Annotated in this window: 19 protein-coding genes; 6 read left to right on the top strand and 13 right to left on the bottom strand. The window is 45.3% G+C overall.

Annotated elements, in window-relative coordinates:
• Nucleotides 1-20 precede the first annotated feature (20 nt).
• Both AB4Z08_RS35200 and lepA read right to left on the bottom strand, forming a co-directional pair.
• A complete protein-coding gene (locus AB4Z08_RS35200; protein WP_441578463.1) occupies nucleotides 21-575 on the bottom strand; it encodes a thioredoxin family protein in 555 nt (184 codons plus the stop codon).
• A 105-nt stretch (nucleotides 576-680) separates the two neighbouring features.
• A complete protein-coding gene (lepA, locus tag AB4Z08_RS35195; RefSeq protein WP_441578462.1) occupies nucleotides 681-2474 on the bottom strand; it encodes a translation elongation factor 4 in 1794 nt (597 codons plus the stop codon).
• 250 nt (nucleotides 2475-2724) lie between these two features.
• On the opposite strand from lepA, the gene AB4Z08_RS35190 reads away from it, so the two are divergent.
• The 3 genes from AB4Z08_RS35190 to AB4Z08_RS35180 all read left to right on the top strand — a co-directional run bounded on the left by AB4Z08_RS35190 (nucleotide 2725) and on the right by AB4Z08_RS35180 (nucleotide 5014).
• The gene (locus tag AB4Z08_RS35190; RefSeq protein ID WP_441578461.1) at nucleotides 2725-2988 is read left to right on the top strand and encodes an acyl-CoA-binding protein; all 264 of its coding nucleotides are present in this window, start codon (nucleotides 2725-2727) and stop codon (nucleotides 2986-2988) included.
• A gap of 131 nt (nucleotides 2989-3119) precedes the next feature.
• Nucleotides 3120-4358 (top strand): ornithine--oxo-acid transaminase, encoded by a 1239-nt coding sequence (rocD, locus tag AB4Z08_RS35185; RefSeq protein WP_441578460.1) that lies wholly within the window; start codon nucleotides 3120-3122, stop codon nucleotides 4356-4358.
• 11 nt (nucleotides 4359-4369) lie between these two features.
• Nucleotides 4370-5014, top strand: coding sequence for a VIT1/CCC1 transporter family protein (locus AB4Z08_RS35180; protein ID WP_441578459.1), 645 nt, complete (start codon nucleotides 4370-4372; stop codon nucleotides 5012-5014).
• 117 nt (nucleotides 5015-5131) lie between these two features.
• Here AB4Z08_RS35180 and AB4Z08_RS35175 read toward each other — a convergent pair whose 3' ends face one another.
• A complete protein-coding gene (locus AB4Z08_RS35175; RefSeq protein ID WP_441578458.1) occupies nucleotides 5132-5521 on the bottom strand; it encodes a hypothetical protein in 390 nt (129 codons plus the stop codon).
• A 141-nt stretch (nucleotides 5522-5662) separates the two neighbouring features.
• Complete coding sequence (locus AB4Z08_RS35170) at nucleotides 5663-7825, bottom strand: S9 family peptidase (RefSeq protein WP_441578457.1); 2163 nt, start codon at nucleotides 7823-7825, stop codon at nucleotides 5663-5665.
• A 272-nt stretch (nucleotides 7826-8097) separates the two neighbouring features.
• Here AB4Z08_RS35170 and AB4Z08_RS35165 point away from each other — a divergent pair, with 272 nt between their 5' ends.
• From AB4Z08_RS35165 to AB4Z08_RS35155, 3 genes are all read left to right on the top strand, one after another.
• Nucleotides 8098-8355: a hypothetical protein gene (locus AB4Z08_RS35165; protein ID WP_441578456.1), complete on the top strand. Its 258-nt coding sequence runs from the start codon at nucleotides 8098-8100 to the stop codon at nucleotides 8353-8355.
• 69 nt (nucleotides 8356-8424) lie between these two features.
• Nucleotides 8425-9039, top strand: a complete 615-nt coding sequence (locus AB4Z08_RS35160; RefSeq protein WP_441578455.1) for a trimeric intracellular cation channel family protein — start codon at nucleotides 8425-8427, stop codon at nucleotides 9037-9039.
• A 53-nt stretch (nucleotides 9040-9092) separates the two neighbouring features.
• On the top strand, nucleotides 9093-9740 hold the full coding sequence (locus tag AB4Z08_RS35155) for a MarC family protein (protein WP_441578454.1): 648 nt from the start codon (nucleotides 9093-9095) through the stop codon (nucleotides 9738-9740).
• Between the two features lie 370 nt (nucleotides 9741-10110).
• Here the strand turns inward: AB4Z08_RS35155 and AB4Z08_RS35150 are convergent, their stop codons facing one another.
• The 9 genes from AB4Z08_RS35150 to AB4Z08_RS35110 form a co-directional block, all read right to left on the bottom strand.
• Nucleotides 10111-10305: a hypothetical protein gene (locus AB4Z08_RS35150; RefSeq protein WP_441578453.1), complete on the bottom strand. Its 195-nt coding sequence runs from the start codon at nucleotides 10303-10305 to the stop codon at nucleotides 10111-10113.
• A 42-nt stretch (nucleotides 10306-10347) separates the two neighbouring features.
• The gene (locus AB4Z08_RS35145; RefSeq protein WP_441578452.1) at nucleotides 10348-11433 is read right to left on the bottom strand and encodes an efflux RND transporter periplasmic adaptor subunit; all 1086 of its coding nucleotides are present in this window, start codon (nucleotides 11431-11433) and stop codon (nucleotides 10348-10350) included.
• Nucleotides 11434-11444: 11 nt separating this feature from the next.
• A complete protein-coding gene (locus tag AB4Z08_RS35140) occupies nucleotides 11445-14651 on the bottom strand; it encodes an efflux RND transporter permease subunit (protein ID WP_441578451.1) in 3207 nt (1068 codons plus the stop codon).
• A gap of 11 nt (nucleotides 14652-14662) precedes the next feature.
• Complete coding sequence (locus AB4Z08_RS35135; protein ID WP_441578450.1) at nucleotides 14663-16060, bottom strand: TolC family protein; 1398 nt, start codon at nucleotides 16058-16060, stop codon at nucleotides 14663-14665.
• 48 nt (nucleotides 16061-16108) lie between these two features.
• Nucleotides 16109-16465, bottom strand: a complete 357-nt coding sequence (locus tag AB4Z08_RS35130; RefSeq protein ID WP_441578449.1) for a hypothetical protein — start codon at nucleotides 16463-16465, stop codon at nucleotides 16109-16111.
• Nucleotides 16466-16553: 88 nt separating this feature from the next.
• Nucleotides 16554-17360: a DUF6630 family protein gene (locus tag AB4Z08_RS35125; protein WP_441578448.1), complete on the bottom strand. Its 807-nt coding sequence runs from the start codon at nucleotides 17358-17360 to the stop codon at nucleotides 16554-16556.
• Nucleotides 17361-17735: 375 nt separating this feature from the next.
• Nucleotides 17736-18770: an outer membrane beta-barrel protein gene (locus AB4Z08_RS35120; RefSeq protein WP_441578447.1), complete on the bottom strand. Its 1035-nt coding sequence runs from the start codon at nucleotides 18768-18770 to the stop codon at nucleotides 17736-17738.
• A gap of 81 nt (nucleotides 18771-18851) precedes the next feature.
• Nucleotides 18852-20036, bottom strand: a complete 1185-nt coding sequence (locus AB4Z08_RS35115) for a hypothetical protein (RefSeq protein ID WP_441578446.1) — start codon at nucleotides 20034-20036, stop codon at nucleotides 18852-18854.
• A gap of 234 nt (nucleotides 20037-20270) precedes the next feature.
• A complete protein-coding gene (locus AB4Z08_RS35110; protein WP_441578445.1) occupies nucleotides 20271-20549 on the bottom strand; it encodes a SelT/SelW/SelH family protein in 279 nt (92 codons plus the stop codon).
• Nucleotides 20550-20705: the final 156 nt, after the last annotated feature.

The following is a 20705-nucleotide window of genomic DNA, read 5'->3' as shown; positions in this document are numbered from 1 at the left end:
GCCTGCTGTGGAAAATATATTTAGTGTGCAGCTTGTGGCGCTATTTTAGCGAACCGGGTACGTACGGCTTCCAATTCTCCACGTTTCATTTTAGATGTTTTTTCCAGCAGGCCTACAAAGTAGTCCACTTCTTCTTTCTGTGCAGGGCAGCCTACATTCTGAAGCTTACCGGTGGCATCTTTCATCCGGCTATCCGCTATCAGTGTGCCATCGGCATTTAATATCAGCCAAAAAGGAATGCCTTCCTGATCTCCGTGATATTTAGCCAGCAACTCCGCACCACCGGGGTTTTCCTGTGCTTTGTTGGCGCCATTTTCCAATACGGTAATATGGCGGATTTCATAGTTGTCCACGAATGCCTTTTTAATGCTGGCATCATTCATAGCCGTGTCCATTTTATGGCACCAGCCGCACCAGGACGCATGAAACAGCACAAATACTTTCTTATGGTTTTTGGTCGCCTGTGTGCAGGCTTCTTTTACAATCTCGTCTGCAGCAGCAGGCGTTTGCTGTGCCTTTGCGGAGAAAGATAACACAGTACATACAACTGTTAATGTAAGAACTAAAGAACGCATGGGTGATTGGTTTTGATCAAAAATATGTCTTAAAAAAAATTAGCGAAGACAAAAGCAAATATATATGCTTTCATCTTCGCTAATAAAATATAATTAAGAATGGTATTAATCATCCAGCTTCAACACCGCCAGGAAAGCTTCCTGTGGTATTTCTACGTTACCGATCTGGCGCATACGTTTTTTACCTTCTTTCTGTTTCTCGAGTAATTTACGTTTACGGGAGATATCACCACCATAACATTTTGCGGTCACATCTTTACGCATGGCGCTGATGTTTTCACGGGCCACGATTTTAGCACCGATAGCCGCCTGAATAGCGATGAGGAATTGCTGGCGTGGCAACAGTTCTTTCAGCTTCTCGGTCAGCTTACGACCAAATTCCTGTGCACGGCTTCTATGGATCAGGGCACTCAGCGCATCCACCTTTTCATTATTAAGGAGGATATCCATTTTCACGATATCACTATCACGGAAACCGATCGGTGTATAATCGAAGGAAGCGTAACCACGGGTCTGGCTTTTCAGCTTATCATAAAAGTCGAATACAATTTCTGTCAGCGGTATTTCAAACATCAGCTCCACACGGGTGGTGGTGAGGTAGCTCTGGTTAAGGAGGTTACCACGTTTACCCAGGCAGAGGGTCATGATGTTACCGATATACTCGGGTTTGGTAATGATCTGTGCACGGATGAAAGGCTCTTCAATCCTGTCCAGTTTGGTAGGATCGGGCATTTCGCTCGGGTTATTTACGATCAGTATTCCATCCCGGGTAGTATGTGCAATGAAGCTTACGTTGGGAACGGTGGTAATAACGGTTTGATTAAACTCTCTTTCCAGTCGTTCCTGGATAATTTCCATGTGCAGCATGCCCAGGAAKCCGCAGCGGAAGCCGAAGCCCAGTGCCTGTGAGGTTTCGAGCTCATAGGTCAGGGAGGCGTCATTCAGCTGCAGTTTATCCATGCACTCACGCAGTTCTTCGAAATCTTCGGTGTTTACCGGGTAAATACCGGCAAATACCATTGGTTTTACTTCCTGGAAACCGTTGATACCGGCTTCACAAGGATTATTGGACAGGGTGATGGTATCACCCACTTTCACCTCTTTGGCACTTTTGATACCGGTAATAATATATCCCACATCCCCGGTAAAGACTTCCTTCCTCGGCGCCAGTCCCAGTTTCAGGATACCTACTTCATCAGCAAAGTATTCTTCTCCACTGTTAAAGAAGCGGATTTTGTCGCCTTTCTTAATGGTACCGTTGAAAACGCGGAAATAAGCGATGATACCGCGGAAAGAGTTGAATACGCTGTCGAAGATCAGTGCCTGCAGTGGTGCATCGTTGCTGCCTTTCGGAGCAGGAATACGTGTTACGATGGCTTCGAGGATTTCTTCGATACCAATCCCTGTTTTGCCGGAGGCCAGCAGGATATCTTCTCCTTTTACGCCGATCAGTTCAATAATCTGGTCTTTCACTTCTTCGATCATGGCGCCCTGCATATCAATTTTATTGATAACTGGGATGATTTCCAGGTCGTTTTCCAGTGCCAGGTAGAGATTAGAGATCGTTTGCGCCTGAATACCCTGTGCGGCATCTACCAGCAACAGTGCGCCTTCGCAGGCAGCCAGTGCACGGGAAACCTCATAGGAGAAATCCACGTGACCGGGGGTATCGATCAGGTTAAAAATATATTGTTCTCCGTTTTTAGCAGTGTAGTCCATCTGAATCGCGTGACTCTTGATGGTGATACCTTTTTCACGTTCAAGATCCATGTCATCCAGCACCTGCGCCTGCATATCACGGTCGGAAATAGTGTGTGTAACCTCCAGTAAACGGTCTGCCAGGGTACTCTTACCATGGTCAATATGGGCAATGATACAAAAATTGCGAATATTCTTCATATGATGTTTTGCTGTTCCGTAGGCCTATTGCAAAGTACTACATTAAACCTTATTCAGCCGGCAAAGGTATTGAAATTAGTTCATTAGTTAATGCGTTTAGTGATTATGTTTTGTTGTTTKGTTTTTAAAGAGATAGGAATGATAACGATGGCTTTTTTTGATATATTAACTTTTAATGCTCAACTTTATAGACATAAGGGAAAAATGAGGGCTCAAACCCGTATTGTTAAATCTTAAAATTCACCGGAACATGGAACTTACCAATCAATTCGAACAGGCAGTAGCGGACAGTAAAACGCTGACGGAAAAACCCTCCAATGAAATTTTGTTGCAGTTATATGGTTTGTACAAACAAGCTACTACCGGCGATGCGGATACTGAAGGGCCTTCCAATCCATTTGATTTTGTGGCAAAAGCCAAACATAGTGCATGGGAAGAGTTAAAAGGCAAAACAAAAGAAGCCGCCATGCAGGAATATGTGGACCTTGTAAAAAAACTGAAAAATAGCTTTTAGCTGTTAGCTTTTAGCTATTAGGAAATGCAGCGAATGACGAACATAAATTAATCATTCGCTGCATTTCCTAATAGCTAAAAGCTAACAGCTAAAAGCTTCTTTTCACCTTTTTCCCTTACTTTTGGGTTATTATGATTCCATCCTACACGATAAGCGAAAAGTCTCAACATTACCTGGCGCTGGAAGAACAGTATGGTGCCCACAACTATCATCCGTTACCGGTTGTACTGGATCGGGGCGAAGGCGTTTTTTTATGGGATGTGGACGGCAAACGTTACTATGATTTTTTATCAGGATATTCTGCAGTAAACCAGGGACATTGTCACCCGAAGATTATTGCTACACTTATAGAACAGGCCCAAAAGCTCACGCTCACCTCCCGCGCATTTCACAATGACCTGCTGGGAGAATATGCACAATACATCACCTCTTATTTCGGATATGATAAGGTATTGCCTATGAACACGGGGGTGGAAGCGGTGGAAACAGCGCTGAAGCTATGTCGCCACTGGGCATATATCGTAAAGGGTATTCCTGAAAACAAGGCGAAAATTATTGTTTGTAATAATAACTTCCACGGACGTACGCTGAATGTGATCTCTTTCAGTACTGATCCTTCTGCACGCAATAACTTTGGTCCTTTTATGCCAGGGTATGAAGTGATTCCTTACAACAGCTTAACGGCACTGGAACAGGCGTTACAGGATAAAAATGTAGCGGGTTTCCTGGTAGAACCCATTCAGGGTGAAGCGGGCGTCATGGTACCGGATGAAGGGTACCTGGCTAAAGCGCGGCAGTATTGCCAGGATGCCAACGTATTATTTATTGCCGATGAAATTCAGACAGGACTTGCCCGTACCGGTAAGATGCTGGCCTGCGATCATGAAAATGTTCGTCCCGACATCTTAATTCTTGGCAAAGCCTTGTCTGGCGGCACATTGCCGGTGAGCGCCGTGCTGGCGGATGATGAAATTATGCTGACCATAAAACCTGGCGAACATGGTTCCACCTATGGCGGTAACCCATTGGCATGCAAGGTGGCCATCACCTCCCTGCAAATATTAAAAGACGAAAAAATGGCTGAAAATGCAGCCGCCATGGGGCAGTTACTACGTAACGGCCTGCAGGAACTGCATTCTTCCTATATTACTACTATACGCGGAAAAGGACTACTGAATGCGATCATTATTCAGCATAAAGATCCGGAAGCCGCGTGGGACCTGTGTTTAACGTTAAAAGAAAATGGCTTGCTGGCTAAGCCAACGCATGGAGATAAAATACGGTTTGCACCTCCGTTGACCATTAACGCCGGTCAGATCCTGGATTGCGTGCAAATCATCAAAAGAAGTCTTGAACAGGCTTTCAGTTAGTTAATTGTAGTATGACGTCATCCCATAAAGCCATCCGGAGCTCCGGATGGAAAACAGACTTTTTAATCGGTTTTCCCGACGGACTTTTCCTGTTGTTCTTTGCTACGCAGGTAATACAGGTATTCCCGATTGAAGTACAGCGTTTTTATACCCTGCATATCTGCATCTGGCTGATAGGCGGACTCCTCGTAATGTTCAGCGCCTTTCAGGCTAATAAAGGTGATGCAGAACACGACAGCGCACTGCTGTCTGATAAAGAAAGAACCAAGCTGCAGCATCTCGACATCAATGCAAGAACAATTGCACATATTGAAGAGGAGATGGAAAAAGATGCCCACACCTGGGAGCAGATCCTGGAACACGAAAAAGTAACCGAAACTACGTTCAGCCGTTCACGTGCTATACAACATGCCTTGCTTACCGGCTTCTTTTTCCTATTGGGAGGATCTATGTCGCTGGGGCCTTATCTTTCTAATGAAAATTTTCCGGCTGCCTCACAAACCAGTATTATGCTGGTTTTCCTGGGATTAACAGTTTTCAGTTTTATCAAAGCGAGAATAACGGCACAACGTCCGCTGCCCGTTATTTTACGTTATTGGTTAATGGGAGCTGGTATATTGGCGGGGGTATGGATACTTCATAAAACGATCAGCTGAGAAGGAGCATAAAGCGAAAAGCATAAAGCAAAAAGCTATTGAAGCGAATGGACATATACTTCGTCTTGATCATTCGCTTCAATAGCTTTTTGCTTTATGCTTTTCACTTTATGCTTTTCACTTTGTGCTTTCAGGTGATTTGGCAAAGAGCACACAAGCTAATGCTACCAAAGCAGCACCCATCGATACATACAATGCTATACCCGGATGAGGGCACTCTCCTATCTCACAACGCGAATACAGGATCATATTCCTGAAAGTCCACGCCACCAGGAATCCCACAATAAACAGGTTAATCCTCGACACCCACTTATTTTTGATAACAAATATCACAATTGCCAATACAGACAGGATGATGCTCAATTTACCTGGTTCTCCGTAACTGGAGCCGGTACCATCCATGCCCGTGAAGGTCAGATGCCGGCTTTCTATAAAAGACCATGGCAAAAAAGCGCATACAATTACCAGCAATACTGCCAGTATACCAATAATACCCGTCCTGGACATATTTTTCTATTTAGGGATGCAAAGGTAAGTGAGAAATGGGAAGAATTGCGAATTACAAATTACGAATTACGGATTTATGGGGAGACAACAGCTCAAGATCTCCCCACAAATCCGTAATTCGTAATTTGTAATTCGTAATTCCTATTTTCCTCCTGGCAGACAATGTGTCCGCAAATAATTGGTATATAAAGTAGACAGGTGCTCGAAAGTACCTTGTCCCTCAGAGATACTGTGGGTGCGGTTAGGATAAGCCATGAACTGGAACTGTTTGTTATATTTGATCAGTTCATTCAGCAGCATTTCCGCATTCTGATAATGCACATTGTCATCACCGGTACCATGAATATACAACAGGTTGCCTTTCAGATTACGCGCATAAGTAATAGGAGAACCCTTTACAAAATCTTCGCGGTTTTCTTCCGGCAGGCCCATGTAGCGTTCCTGGTATATGTTATCATAGGTCAGCTGATTGCCTACTGCGGCAATAGCGATACCGGTTTTATAAATTTCAGGATACTGGAACATCAGGTTCAGCGTCATAGAGCCGCCACCACTCCAGCCCCATACAGCCGTACGTTCCGGATCAATAAACGGATATTTCTGCATCAGCGCTTTTGCACCCATGGCCTGATCGCGGGCATTGATTAAACCTACTTTACGGTACACACATTTGCGCCAGGTACGGCCTTTAGGTAAAGGTGTGCCACGGTTATCGAGCGTAACATAAAGGTATCCATCTGCAGCCATATCGCCATCATAGAGGAAGTTGCGACCCGCTCCAATTGCATCCAGCGAGGTAGCACCGGCTGGTTCTCCATATACATAAAATACAACCGGGTACTTTTTAGCCGGATCAAAATTAGCGGGCTTGCTCATCCAGCCGTCCATGGTAACGCCATCAACAGTGGTGACACGGAAAAACTCCGGTTTGTTAGGTGCAGCAGCCGATTTGGTAATGGCATTCAGCACGGCGTTGCTGCTGCTCTTATGTGCAGGCAGCTGTAAGTTTTCACTTACAGGATAAGTATAAGCATTGCTGAAGTCATGAATTGCCCATGCGCCGTAAGGAGAAATCTTATACTCATGGCTGCCCGGCTCATTCGCAGGTGTAATGCGTTCTGCCTTGCCACCGCTTAACGCTACCTTATAAAGGTATTGCTGGGTAGGGTTTTCAGGAGAAGCTAAAAAATAGATCACGTTATTGGCTTCGTCAATTTTAGCGATGCTGATAACATCATAGTTGCCTGGTGTCAGCAAAGTAGCCTTGCCATCTTCTGTATTGATATTATACAGATGACGCCAGCCGTCCTGTTCACTTACCCAGATAAATGATTTGTTGCCGCGAATAAAGTCCCAGCCGGCAATATTATCGTCATCCCAGCGTGATTTCACGTCTATCCAGGCGCTATCTGTTTCTTCATACAGCGAGCGCACTTTACCGGTAGCAGCATCACACAGCATCACTTTGCTGTCGTTTTGCTTACGGTTCAGTTGCTGAATGATCAGGGTATTTTTGCCCGGCACCCATTCCATGCGTGGAATATAATGTTGCTGGTTATCGCCGGGTACCTGCATCCAGGTAGTTTTAGCAGTTTGAATGTCTGCCACACCTATGCGGCAGGCGGAAGGACTTTCTCCGGCTTTAGGATACTCTACCGGAACTGTGAAGGAATAAATGGAATCCGTATTGTCGATCATAAGAAAATCGCGGATTTTGGTGGCATCAATCTGCCAGTAGGCAATGCTTTTGCCATCAGGGCTCCAGCGGAAACCATCGCGGCATCCGAATTCTTCTTCATATGCCCAGTCGAAAGTTCCATTGATGAAACGGCGGGTACCATCGGTGGTGATGGGGGTTACTGTGCCGTTCTGCAGGTCTTCCACAAAGATGTTATGCCCGCTTACATAAGCGACTTTGCTCCCATCCGGAGAAAGCTTGGCGAACATCAGGGAAGAAGCGGGCTGGTTTTTGCCCAGCTGTTGCAGCTTTCCGGTGGCTACATCCAACACCCAGTAATCACCACGGGTTTCGTAGCGCCATACTTTTTTTGAATTGGTGTACAGCAGTAATTTTTTTTCATCTGCCGAAAAATAAAAATCCTTCAACGCAAGTCCCTTATAAGTGGATGCGGGGATCTTAACAGTTGCTGGTTCACCGGTCAGCGGGTTAGATTCGATGCCTGCGGGTGTAGCCTTGTAGTAAGACTGTCCGTCACGGCTCCATCTCATGCCCTTTCCGGGCTGCGCCTGCATGGGGAGACAGTACAGTGCAAATAAAACGAGAAGTAGTGTAAGTTTCTTCATTATGTAAGAATAATGTGCAATGGTAGCCAAATTATAAAAGAAAAAAAATGAACAATATGGGAATGGTAGTGTTGATGTGCGGGCGGTTAACTTTTGAAGGTATTATATATTTTATTTTTTTTCCTGATTTGTGGATAAAATCACCCTTTAGTTGGAAATTATCAATTTCTTTTTTTCTATTTTTATGTCAGAATTAATAATTAAATAATGAAAACCAACCGGTTAGTGAGAGATAACCGGTGTATTTAAATCCTACAGAAAAACCATAAGTTATGATACAGATTGCCTTATCTTATAAAAACCGCGAGTACCTGCAATTCGAAGACAGCTCTCTGGCACAGATTGCAGAAACTACCCGTAAACTCCTTTGTGCATTACTGGAAGATATCTATGATCTTGTTACCAAAGAAACCGGACGTTTTCTCATTTACCTGGATCATCATCCTAAAATAGAAGTGGAAGGATTCAGCCCGGACCTGAGCAACCAGATCGAACGTACCTTACGTGGTGAATCGGCTTATGATTATTAAGTTGTAGCAGATTTTCATCCGGGTAATTTAAAGTATCCTTATCTTAGATTTTAAATCAAGACAAGGAGAATGCAGCTCACCTTTATTCAGGTATTAGAATTACTAGGCACCTTTGCATTTGCTGTTTCGGGCGCAACAGCAGCTATCAATAAATCGTACGATGTCATAGGCTTACTGGCGCTGGCTTTCATTACAGCGATTGGTGGCGGAACTATACGCGATCTGCTGATCGGTGCCACCCCTGTTGCCTGGATGACAGATGAATTAAGCAATACAGCAATTATAGCAGCAGCCATTATTGCTGCATTGTTTTTTTCCTATGTAAAAAAACTCAACCGGCTACTCAGCACTTTCGATGCTATTGGTTTGGGACTGTTTACAATTACCGGCATCAACAAAGGGGTGGCGTTTGGCTTACCTATGCCGGTATGTGTGGCGCTGGGCGTTATCACCGGTACATTCGGCGGCCTGCTGCGTGATGTGATCTGTGGTGAACAGCCTATTCTTTTTACCCGGGAAATATATGCGGCAGCTTCCATAGCCGGCGGTATCCTCTACCTGGTAGCCGGACACTATACCGGGCTATCCGGCGATATTTCACAGAGTATAGCCATTGCCGTTATAGTCTCCATCCGGCTGGTGACCCTGAGAAACAACTGGCAGTTACCGCGACTGCGGGCATAAGAAGACCACTGTCTTTTATTTTGCCGGTAAATAAAATTTATTATATTGCTGATATGATGGCATTATTTGATAATTACATTGCGTTTGCTACAACGGTATTCATGGGGTTACTGGCAATAGTAAATCCTATTTCTGCCATCCCGGTGTTTATGGAGCTCACCTCCAATATGGATAAGAAAGCCAAACGTAATATTGCTACCAAATCTGTATTTATTGCCTTTTGTATTATTCTTGTTTTCAGCGTTGCCGGTAAACTGATCTTCCACGTATTTGGTATCACATTGGCCGCTTTACGTGTTACCGGCGGTATACTGGTATTTGTGATCGGGTATGAAATGGTGCGGGGAGAAAAAGAAAATAAATCAGAAAATCCCAAGCTGGGATCTCAACCGGTAAAAGCAGATCAGGGCATCAGCGTAGCCATCACCCCATTGGCCATGCCGTTACTGGCCGGACCAGGTGCTATTACCACCTCTATGAGCTATTCTGCCGCCAAAGATCTCACACACCTCGCCATTGTAATAGGCATTTATGCATTTATATGTTATATCACCTATCTTCTCTTCATTGCAGGCGAACGCATTGTAAAGGTAATCGGTACCAATGTCATGATGGTAATTACCAAAATGATGGGGTTAATCCTGGCGGTTATTGGCGTTCAGATGCTCGCACTGGGCCTTCGCGAGCTTTTTAATTTTTAGCCTGTTTTTTCAAAACAATTTTAAATCATTCCGTGTTATTATTCTGGATGCATACCAGGAGAGTATTTACATAGAATAAACAAGTATAGCAATTAGCCATCATCCGCATAGCGTTAGCCCGCTATGATAGTCGACAGCAACAACAGACAAAATCCAAAACCATTTCAGCCTGTCAGGAATTGTGCGCGTATTACGTGCTGCATTGCCATGCCCGCTTAAAATTTTTTTTAGTTGAACAACAGGTAAATCCGTTATTGATTACTAGGTGGATGTTATTTGTTCTCTTTTTTTAATAAGAACATAAAAAAATCAATATAGACGGAACAGTTAGCAGAAAAGCCGTCCCGATTCTTCGGGACGGCCGTTTTTTTTAACTTTTCTTTTTGCGCCTGGCATCTACGATATCTTTCTTATCATACTCATCTTCATCATACCCTTCCAGTACATCATTGCCATCATCATTCCTTTCCTTTTTTGCGCCGCCCTTTGCCGGAGCTATCTCTTCATTTTTACGCTTCGTCATCTTCTGATCGCGCTTTTCGGAGGTGGTTTTCTTTATCGTCATATGTCATGGTTTAGCAGAAGGGTATCAAAAAAACTGCCGGATCTAGGGAATCCGCACACCGTCTTTTATTTCATCGGTCGCATTTACGATTACCTGATCATCTGCCTGCAGGTGGCCAAATACTTCGATAGAGTCGTTATGATGATTACCTTCCTCTATATCAACCCATTTTGTATGGTGATCTTTCACGGCGATCACATACTTCTTTTCTGTAGACATCACAATAGCGCTGGACGGCACCAGCATGGCCTGTGCGGAACCATTCAACGGCAACAACACCTCCGTATACATCCCTGCTTTGAGTAAATGATGCGCGTTCTGTACATCTATTTCCACAGCCTCAGAACGAAACTTATCATTCAGGGTCCCGGCCTGTCTGGCAATTGTTCCCTCGAAATGTTGTCCCGGAATAGCGTTGACATCAAAAGTAATTACCGACTGTTGTGACAGCTGTGCACTATATACTTCCGGTATCTGCAATATCAATCTCAGCTTGTCCTCCTGCTCCAGCATCAGCATAGGCTTATCATCTACCTTTGTATCCGGCCCTACCAATGCACCGGGATGAATATTACGCTCGGTAATTACCCCATCAAAAGGCGCCGTCACCGTCAGGTAGCTGCGGTTCACTTCCTGGGCCCGGAAATTAGCCTGTTCACTGTTCATGAGCGCACTATCTGCCAGCATACGGGATTTAGATAGTTCCAGATCATGCGCGGAAATAGTACCCGGCTCCGCACTCACCGCCAACGTACGTTCGTAGTTGTCTTTGCTGGAGGCAAACATAGCCGCTGCCTGGATATACTTTGACTGTGCCGCATAATATTGCTGCGCCACTTCCGGCGCTTCCAGTACCAGCAGCACCTGTCCTTTCTTTACTTTAGTACCTCTGTCTACCAGGATACTTTTTACAAACCCATTGATCCTGGGATAAATACTTACTTTCTGAAAAGCCGCCAGGGCTCCCGGCAGCCGGATATTGCCTGCCAACGGACGCTGCACCACCGGCGCTAATATATAATGACGATCTGCTGTTACTGCCTTCTTTTCCGGCATGGCGGCAGAATTACAGGCTGCCAGTCCTGTGATCACGCTCAATGCCGATAAATAATATTTATAGTACTTCATAATTTTATTTTTTATTTTAAATCATCGGATTCGGATGGCATCAATGAAGGAGACGCGTAACCAGCTTTACGCTGCATCAGCGCATACACCTGTGGTAATATGAGCAAGGCCGCCAATGTAGAGGCTATCAGTCCTCCTATTACAGCACGCCCCAGCGGGGCAGTCTGATCACCGGCTTCCCCCAAACCACTGGCCATAGGGATCATCCCCGCCACCATCGCCAGGCTCGTCATCAGGATAGGGCGCAAACGGATGCCCGCACTTACGATGGCTGCTTTACGTGCATCCCGGTACTCTCCTCTTAATTTTTCGGCATTCGTCACTATCAGGATGGCATTGGCCACCGATACGCCGGTAGACATGATCATGCCCATGTAAGACTGCAGATTGAGTGTGGCGCCCGTCAGCAATAATGCAATCAATGCGCCCGCAATGACGGCTGGTATAGTAGTCAGCACTACCAACGACAATTTAAACGACTGATAGTTAGCTGCCAGCAATAAAAAAATCACCACCACCGCTATCATCAGCCCGTTCTGTAAACTGCCTAATGTTTCTACCAACAGGCTGGAAGCGCCTTTTAATTCTGTGATCAATCCTTTGGGGGGTGTACCTGTTTCCCTGATGGCCTTTTGCACTGCTGCAGTAGCAGCGCCCAGATCTTTACCGGAAATATTGGCACTAACGGTCACGAACCTACGAGGACCGGCACGGTCAAATTCTCCCGGCATTTCTGTGGTGGAAAAAGTAGCTACGTCCGCCAAAACCGGCCGCGGCTGGCCCTTTACCAGCGGTATTTCTTTCAGGTCGTTGATCGCTGTCATATTGTATTCAGGCACCTGCACCTGTACCTGGTAAGTGTAGGCGACCTTTTCATCCAGCCATTGATTTTTTTCTGTAAAGCGGCTGGAAGAAGTAGACGCCGTAACAGAGCGCGCCACCTGGTAAATATTCAATCCCATTTGCGCCAGTTTTAGCCGGTCTATCTGAATGCTGATCACCGGGAAATGCAAGGGCTGCGCAATCTGTACATCGCGTAAAAAAGGTACCTCTTTCAGGTGATTTACCAGCTGTTCAGCATAAGTGGCGATCTGCTTCATATCCTTGCCTGCCACCCGCACTTCAATAGGCGTAGCTGCACCCTGGCTCATAATTTTTTCAGTAAGATCTATCGGCTCAAAGGACAACCGCATCTCCGGAATTTTTGCCTTTATGTTCTCTCTGAGCTGATCTTTCAGCTTTTCAATAGCTACTTTATAGTCTTCTTCCAGGTTTACCTGCAATACCGCTTCATGTGTACCACTGTTAAAAATATACAGGTTACTGGTACCATAGCTGCTGGGAATCAGCCCTACGTAAGCAGAACTGATAGCCACATGCCCGTTAACCGTACTGTCAACGATACCCAGTACCTGGTGCAGCCCTTCTTCTGTACGCTCTAAACGGGTACCATCCGGCATGCGCAGGCGCAGCTGAAACTGGCCCGCATTCACGTGCGGCATCAGGTCCTTCCCTATCCATACATAGCAGCCTCCTGCCAGCAACAGGGAACCAACGATATAAACGGTAACGGCTAAACGGGATTTGTTCATCCCCTTTTCGAGTATACGCATGAAGCCCAGTTTGAACCGTTCAAAGCCGGTGGTTTTCTCCGGGTGTTGCTGCTCCTCATGCAGGTGGTCATTGACTTCTTTCACTTCTTCTGCATCCAGTACCAGTCCTGCATGTGCATGCTGATATTTATCGGCTTTCAGCCACCAGTTGGCAATTACCGGCACCAGCGTTTGTGCCGCAAAGAAGGAGGCTATCATGGCGAAACCGATAGATAAGGACAATGGCAGGAACATGGCCCGGGGAACACCAGTCATAATAAAAGACGGTGCAAATACCGCCAGGATGCACAACAGGATCAGCACCAGCGGGAACGCAATTTCCTCACAGGCATCATAAATAGCCTGTCGCTTGGATTTACCCATTTCCAGGTGCTGGTGAATATTTTCGATCGTTACCGTGGCCTGGTCCACGAGTATACCGATGGCCAATGCCAGTCCGCTCAGCGTCATAATATTGATGGTTTGCCCGGACAACTTCAACCCCATCACCGCACACAACACTGCTACCGGAATGGTCACTACCACTACCAGGCAGCTGCGCAGGTCACGCAGGAATAACAATACCATTAAGCCGGTAAGCAGCGCACCCAGTGCACCTTCCGTAATAAGACTTTTCACCGCATTGATCACAAATACCGACTGATCAAATTCGTACGACACCTTTACATCATCCGGCAGCAGGCTTTGCATTTCCGGTATTTTTGACTTCAGTGTTTTCACTACTTCCCAGGTAGAAGCATCGGCAGTTTTCACCACCGGAATATATACAGACCGTTTGCCATTGACCAGCGCATAATCTACCGTAACATCCGTGGCATCCGCCACCCTGGCTACATCGCGGATAAACACATTGTTGTTACCATTGGTAACGATGGGAATATCACCAAAGTCGGCCACCTGTTTTTCCAGTGAATTGATCGTGGTTACAAACATGGTGTTATTGATGCGGATATTGCCCGAAGGAGTCATCACATTATTTTTGGCGATGGCTTCCACCACTTCATCTGCACTTAAATTAAAGCTGCGCAGTTTCTGTGGATCTACATTCACCACTACAGAGCGGGAGTTGGCACCGAAAGGCGGTGGCGCGGATAAACCTGGCACCGAAGCAAACATAGGCCTGATACGGGTGGCGGCCAGGTCATAAATTTCCTTTAACGATTTTGTAGGACTGCTGAACACCAACTCTCCTACCGGCAATGACGATGCATCGAAGCGCATTACCTGTGGCGGCAAAGCACCTGGAGGAAAAAACTTCATCGCCCGGTTCACCTGTAATGCCACCTGGGCCGAGGCTTCCGCCATATCCGTATTTTCATAAAAGCTGAGCTTTAGTAACGTTAACCCCTGTATGTTTTTAGTAGTGATATTCTTTACCCCGTTCACATACAGGAACTGGTCCTGCAATCTGGTGGCAAAAAAACCCTCCATCTGTTGAGGCGACATTCCCCCGTATGGCTCTATCACATAGATAGTAGGAAGATTAAGTTTGGGAAATATGTCGATGGGAATACTCAATATAGACAGCAATGAAAAGAGCAGCAACCCGCCGGTGATCACCACCACGGCGATGGGCTTTTTCAGTGCCGAAGAAACGAATGACATAGTAAATATGTTTAGTTCAGATCAGGTAAAAATTGTGAAATACTGTTGCCTGCATAGGCAGCGCGAAACAGTGCTTTCCACGCTGCATCACGGGTTTGCACCAGGTCTGTTTCTGCACGGTTCAATACAAATAAGGCGGTGGTTACCTCGATAATATTGGTAAGTCCTCCTTTGTACAATGCCATTTTTTGCCTGGCTGCGGCCTGTGCTGCGGCCAGTTGCAAAGGCAGTTCCTGTAGTTTATCTCTCGATGTCTGAATATCCGACTGCGCCTGTTGTAATAAGCCATTCAGCGTGGTACGCGTGGTTTCCAGCTGTTGCTGCGCCACCTCTGACCTGTATTGTTGTATAGCTGCCTTTTCGTGTGTACGCTTCAGGTCTGTAAGATTATAGGTGATACCCAGTCCCAGCAAATAGTTGTACCTGCTGTATCCCAGGCCACTCCACAAATTCTTATCGTATACATCATTGAATGATCCGCTGGAACCCCGCATCCATCCGGCTGCCATCAGGTTTACCTTAGGCAGACGCGATTTGCGGATCACCTGTTCTGCAGCGCGTTGCTCCCGGTAAACCGCATTGTAATATTCCAGCATCGGGTGGCTGCTGATACTATCAGGAGCGGCCACGCCCAGTAAGGAAAGCAGCCGGGCGTTGTTCACCGTATCGGGTTGTATTTGTGCAGTGTCGAGTCCCGTGAAAGTGGACAGTTGTATGCGCACCTGGCTGTATTTATTCTTTATATCCAGCAGGTTTAATCTTGCTTTGGATAACTCTGCCGCAGCAACGGCGCTGTCTACTCCGGGTTTAAGACCGTGTAGAACAGTAGCTGTTACCGCTCTCAGGACTTCCGCATTACGCTGGATATTATCGTTGGCAATTTTTTGCAACGCCTGCAGACGCAGAAATTCCAGGTAGTTTTCTATAACGGCAACTGTTAGCTGGTTAGCCGTATTGCTTAAATCGGTTTGCTGGACTTTGAGTGACTGTGCAGCTTCTTTTTGCTCACTGTTGTACGCGCCAAAGTTGTATATCTCCCATGTCATGGCGGCCATGGCGATGTTGCCACTCATGATGGCGTTATTGTTTTCTGCACGGATACCGCCGGAGGTGGAAGGAATCATCCCCATGGTAAAATAGGATCCGTATATACTGTTATCTGTGCCCGCGTCTAGTTGCTCATGCAGTTTTATAGCCGGGTACCAATTATGTTTAGTGTCTGTAAGACTTGCCTGGCCAGCGTTTACCTGGGCCTGCTTCGCCTTTAATGCCGGGTAATGCGAAAGTGTGAGCGCAATGGCCCGATGCAGCGAAAAGCTATCCGCTGCAGATTGTGCGAACAAAGAAGTGAAGGGAAAAATACATAGCAACCACCAACACCGCTTCTTCGCGATCATATGTAAGTTCATAAGTCGCTGAAAAAAGAATGAAATAAAAGAAAATGATAAAACGGGTTATCAGGCGGTGGGCGGGCCTCTCCAGCTTCTCAGCGGAATGGGAACACTGAGGTAAGGGTTAAAATAAAATCCGCGCTGGATTTTATCTACATAAATAAATCGTGCGGTAACAGCAGATAAAAGCGGCGGACAAACTTTTTCATGTCCGTAGCTGTCGTTGATACCAACAGGCCGGCGTTTAAACCGGTTAATGGTGGTCCTGAAACCAGGCACCTTCATGGCCGCTTTAAAAGCAGTGGCCCGGGCTTCATGAATACTATTAACGACAGATTTTTGTACAGGCACACTGTGTCCCTGCACCACCGGCAGGATCATTACAGTGATCAGTACATAAAATAATTGCCTTAATAATTTCATGTGGTATATCCTTACGAATTCACTAAGATATTGATTACCGGCTGGTATAGCAAGAATGAACCCGGTATTTTAACCAAATTTTAATGTGCTAGAAAAAACAAACGAGGCAAAGTTCTTCCATTTTCAGCAATGCGTTGGCCAGTCGGAAATCCTGCATATCCAGGCAGGCGAAGGATTGGTATTCATCCAGCCCGGGGCCTACTGCTACTATTTTCAGATCGTAGGCATCTATTTGTTCATTTACAAAATCCAGTACTTCTTTTGCAAAATCTTCTCCGGCAATGATCTCTTCATAAGTAGCGGGATCAGGGGCTTCCAGGACAATGCCTGCCTGCAGCAGGGGGCCGAGTTCGTTGAGTGTGAGAATACCGGTGGTTGAAAATTCCTGCCATTCAAACTCCACTACATTACCCGTGGCAGATAATGCGGCATGCAGTTCTTCCCAGATAGCCAATACGTTGGGAGATACAATTTCCGGTAAACGGTTGATCAGCTCTTCGGCGTCATCTTCTTTAAAAATATCGAGGTATAGCTGTTCCAGCAGTTCACGGACATTGGTCATGCCGTTTAGTTTTTCCAGTAACTTCAGTTCCTGTATCAGTGTGGTCCAGCGAAGCATCAGTTCTTCCTCGTCTTCCTCATTCATCTCATCTGTGACCAGCACTGCCTTATCCTGCAGTTTGTAATTATCGAGGCGACTTTTCCGGATATGCAGTCCGGGAGCTTCGAAAGACAGTTCATAGGAGGCGTAATTCAGGAAGGCGGTGCCTATAAGGACCTTATCCTTAAATATTTCATGTACCACGCTTTCTTTGGTATCTATGTGCGAGTAACCACTATCTTTCCCATAGGTTTGTGTTAACCAGGTAAATTCTTCACGTGAAATATCAGGCATTTGAACTGGCATAAAATTTAATCCGATGAGCAACAAAAGTAGTTAAATTAGGAACGGGAAGTACCGGCGAAATGCTTCTATGAAAAAATATTATGAAGGCAAAAGGAAGTCAGGAAAATATGGGGTACAATTGCGATGCCATTGCGGCTTACTGCGGCGGCAGTGAAATTATTGAATAAGACGAATACTTAACGCTGTTTTTGTCTTACTCAGGATTATACTGATTTTGATGATTTTCCAGATTTCTACTTGTAGATTTTAAGGCATTTCAGGAGATTACTTTGTGATTATCCGCTGCCTCTCTCTTCATTTTTTTTTAAATAAAATCCGGGGAATCATCAAAATCAGTATAATCCTGAGTAAGACAATATCCGCTTATAACCGGAATTTCAATCCTACATTCAGGCCAAGTCCGCCTATATTAATATATGACTTCAGGTCATTGGAGGCCTTGTTATTATCTTTATAAATAACCTTGGTGCCCTGTTGATTGATGGGGGTATTAGAGTTCTGATCCAATGTAGTTTCATACACGGTATTCTTTTCTGCGGTACTGAGATCATTGAGTGTACGGGGAGGTCTGGCATCGCCCAGCACAGCGCCTGTGGAACCATTGATAAACTGAGTGGTTTCATTATACCTTGTAATTTCTTTCTCCTTGCTCCTCACCGGTACATTCCGGTATTCCGCTTCCACAAAAACATCAAACCGGGAGGCTACCATGAAAGATACGCCCAGTGCGCCCTGGAAGCCGACCGTTACGTTAGGTTTTATTTCTTCTTTACGATTGATAGTAGTCAATATCTGAGTACCGGCAGGTACGGGTGCACCCGGAGGGACTGCCGATACCTGGGTAGCATCCGTTTCAATATACAGGCGGCCCCATAGCGGCACTACCACACCAAAACGTACATATGGATTTACTTTTTCCAGACCAGGGCTCACCACCAGACTGGGTGCAAAATCCACCGCATTGACATAACCATGTGATTCCACGCTGCCCAGTGATTTGCTGGTGCCAACCAGGGTAGTCTGCTGCCGGGTCATCAGGTTTTTCTTGCTGTGAAAGTAATTAAAGGTTCCTTCTACCGACAGGTATTTGTTGATGTTGTAACCAACGGATAAACCGCCTCTGAAACCTTCTCCGTAAGAACCTGTCAGTACTTTACGGCTGATAGTATCCAAAGGATTTGCATTGGTGGGGTTAAACTCTGTATGCAGATCCTGTGGTGGATAGGGGCCTACATTAGGAAACTGACCCGGGGATACACTGAAAAAATACCCACCGGCAATCTTTAGATACCATTTCGAATGTGAAGAAGTTTGGGTGTTGGAAATGTCCTGGGCCTGGGTAGTAACTGTCACAGCCATCAATAGCACGGCTGCACCAAATAGGAGTAGTTTTTTCATATGCAATGGTTTTGGTGTTCTGTATTAATCTATTGAAAGTTAACAAATTATTAGCAAATAACTATCACCAAAACCATTTAACTAGAACGCTTCTGCCAACGAAAGATATAACCCTTTTTGCCTGGATTCCCCACTGCGCTTTTCACCAACGGCGTAGTCTATACGAATAGTGAGTTTCGCGTTTTCATCATAGAAATAACGGATCCCCGCACCATAGCTTGGCTTAAATCCATTAAAATGAAAATCACGGTTGGAGAACACAGTACCTGTACCGGCAAAGGCGGCCAATGCAAATTTGGGTTTAATATCTACAAACCAGATATGAATACGCATTTTGGGATCTACGAGATAACGATACTCCGCCTGACCCGCCAGATAGTTCTGGTTACGATATCTGCCGGTATAATATCCCCGCATAATATTGTCATTCCCCATTTCAGGTAATAAGTAAAATGGCAGGTCATTTCCCTGCAGACTATTAAAAATACCATTAAAGCCCAGGGTACTTTTTCGGGAGAAGGCAATAAAATGAGTTCCCTGCGCTTCCACTTTAAAGAGCGGTTGTTTACTCAGGAAAGAAGGTGCGTAGGCCACATTGAGCTTCAGCCACCAGCCATGACGGGTATAGTTTTCATTATCGCGGTTATCGTAAATACCGGTGAGGCCGAGAAAAGTAACATACCCACCGTCCTTATCTGTGAGGGGCATGGTAGTATAAATACCTTTGTTGTCACTGCTGCTGTAAGTATCGTGCTGATATAATATAGACGCCCCTGCATAAAAATGGCCGGTGATACGCCGCTCCCCTTCCAGCTGCACTTTATAGCGGATATTACTTACCAGTGAACGGGTATTATAATGGGTAGTATCGCCGATACCAAAAAAGTAAAGCGGATAATTATGATAACGGARATTACCTTTAAAATGCCAGAGATTCCCCCTTGTCCAGATATTGGTTTTGAGATCTATTTTAAACTGCTTTTCCGTGGTGACTGCGGGAATCAGGTTCAGGGTGGAGTTACGCGTGCTTAAATCCGGGTTCCTGTTATCCGTATAAAAGGAATATAACATGGCCGCTCCTATTTCCAGTCCTTTTTCCTGCGAATAACCCAGCACCGGTAACGGAAAGAAACTGCGCTTACGGAAGGCTAAGCTATCGTGTATACCTTCCCGTGAGGGACCTGTATGAGTAACGCTATCCTGTTGAGCCTTTGCACCTGCTGCCAATAAAATTAATAAAGCCGTGATATGGAGGTTTTTACACATAGGCTGCAAATGTAAAGAAATTAGCGAAGGGGATCGCCTTCGGCGATTGTCTTTTTCAGGATTAAACTGATTTGCAGGATTTGCAGGATTTTAATTTTTTTTGATATTATAACTGAGTAGTAAAGGCAGAAATTGATCTGTTGAGACTTCCACCGTTTTTACTTAACTACAAAATCATCTACGTCAGTTGAATCCTGAAAAAGACAATCGCCGAAGGCGATCCCCTCCAGCAATTCACCCCCTATCGGAATGCCCGAGACTTTTTTCCGGGTTCACCTGGTCACGCACCAGCTGCTTCAGGAATTTGATTTCGGGAAAATGCCCGGCTTCTTTACGGTCAAATAATACGGTGTCATTGAGCCGTATAATAAAAGTACCCCCTGTTTCACTTGGACGAAGGGTTACGCCACCCAGATCTTCTGTGAAAGTGGTTAATAATTCCTGGGCCATATAGGCTGATCTTAATAACCAACCACATTTAGGGCAGTATTCTATCGTAATAACAGGTTTCATTGACATTACTATTTTAAGCGTTGGACACGACAAATTAAAAAAAATAAAAATTTCCGGAAAGATACGACCCTATTTGGTTTATAGGGATATAACACTAAATACACTGACCATTGAAGCACTTTTTATCCCAACTTACTTTGAATCGTGGCACATTAT

Source organism: Chitinophaga sp. RAB17 (assembly GCF_052114225.1).
Taxonomy (GTDB): Bacteria; Bacteroidota; Bacteroidia; order Chitinophagales; family Chitinophagaceae; genus Chitinophaga.
This window is presented reverse-complemented; position numbering and strand designations above follow the sequence as displayed.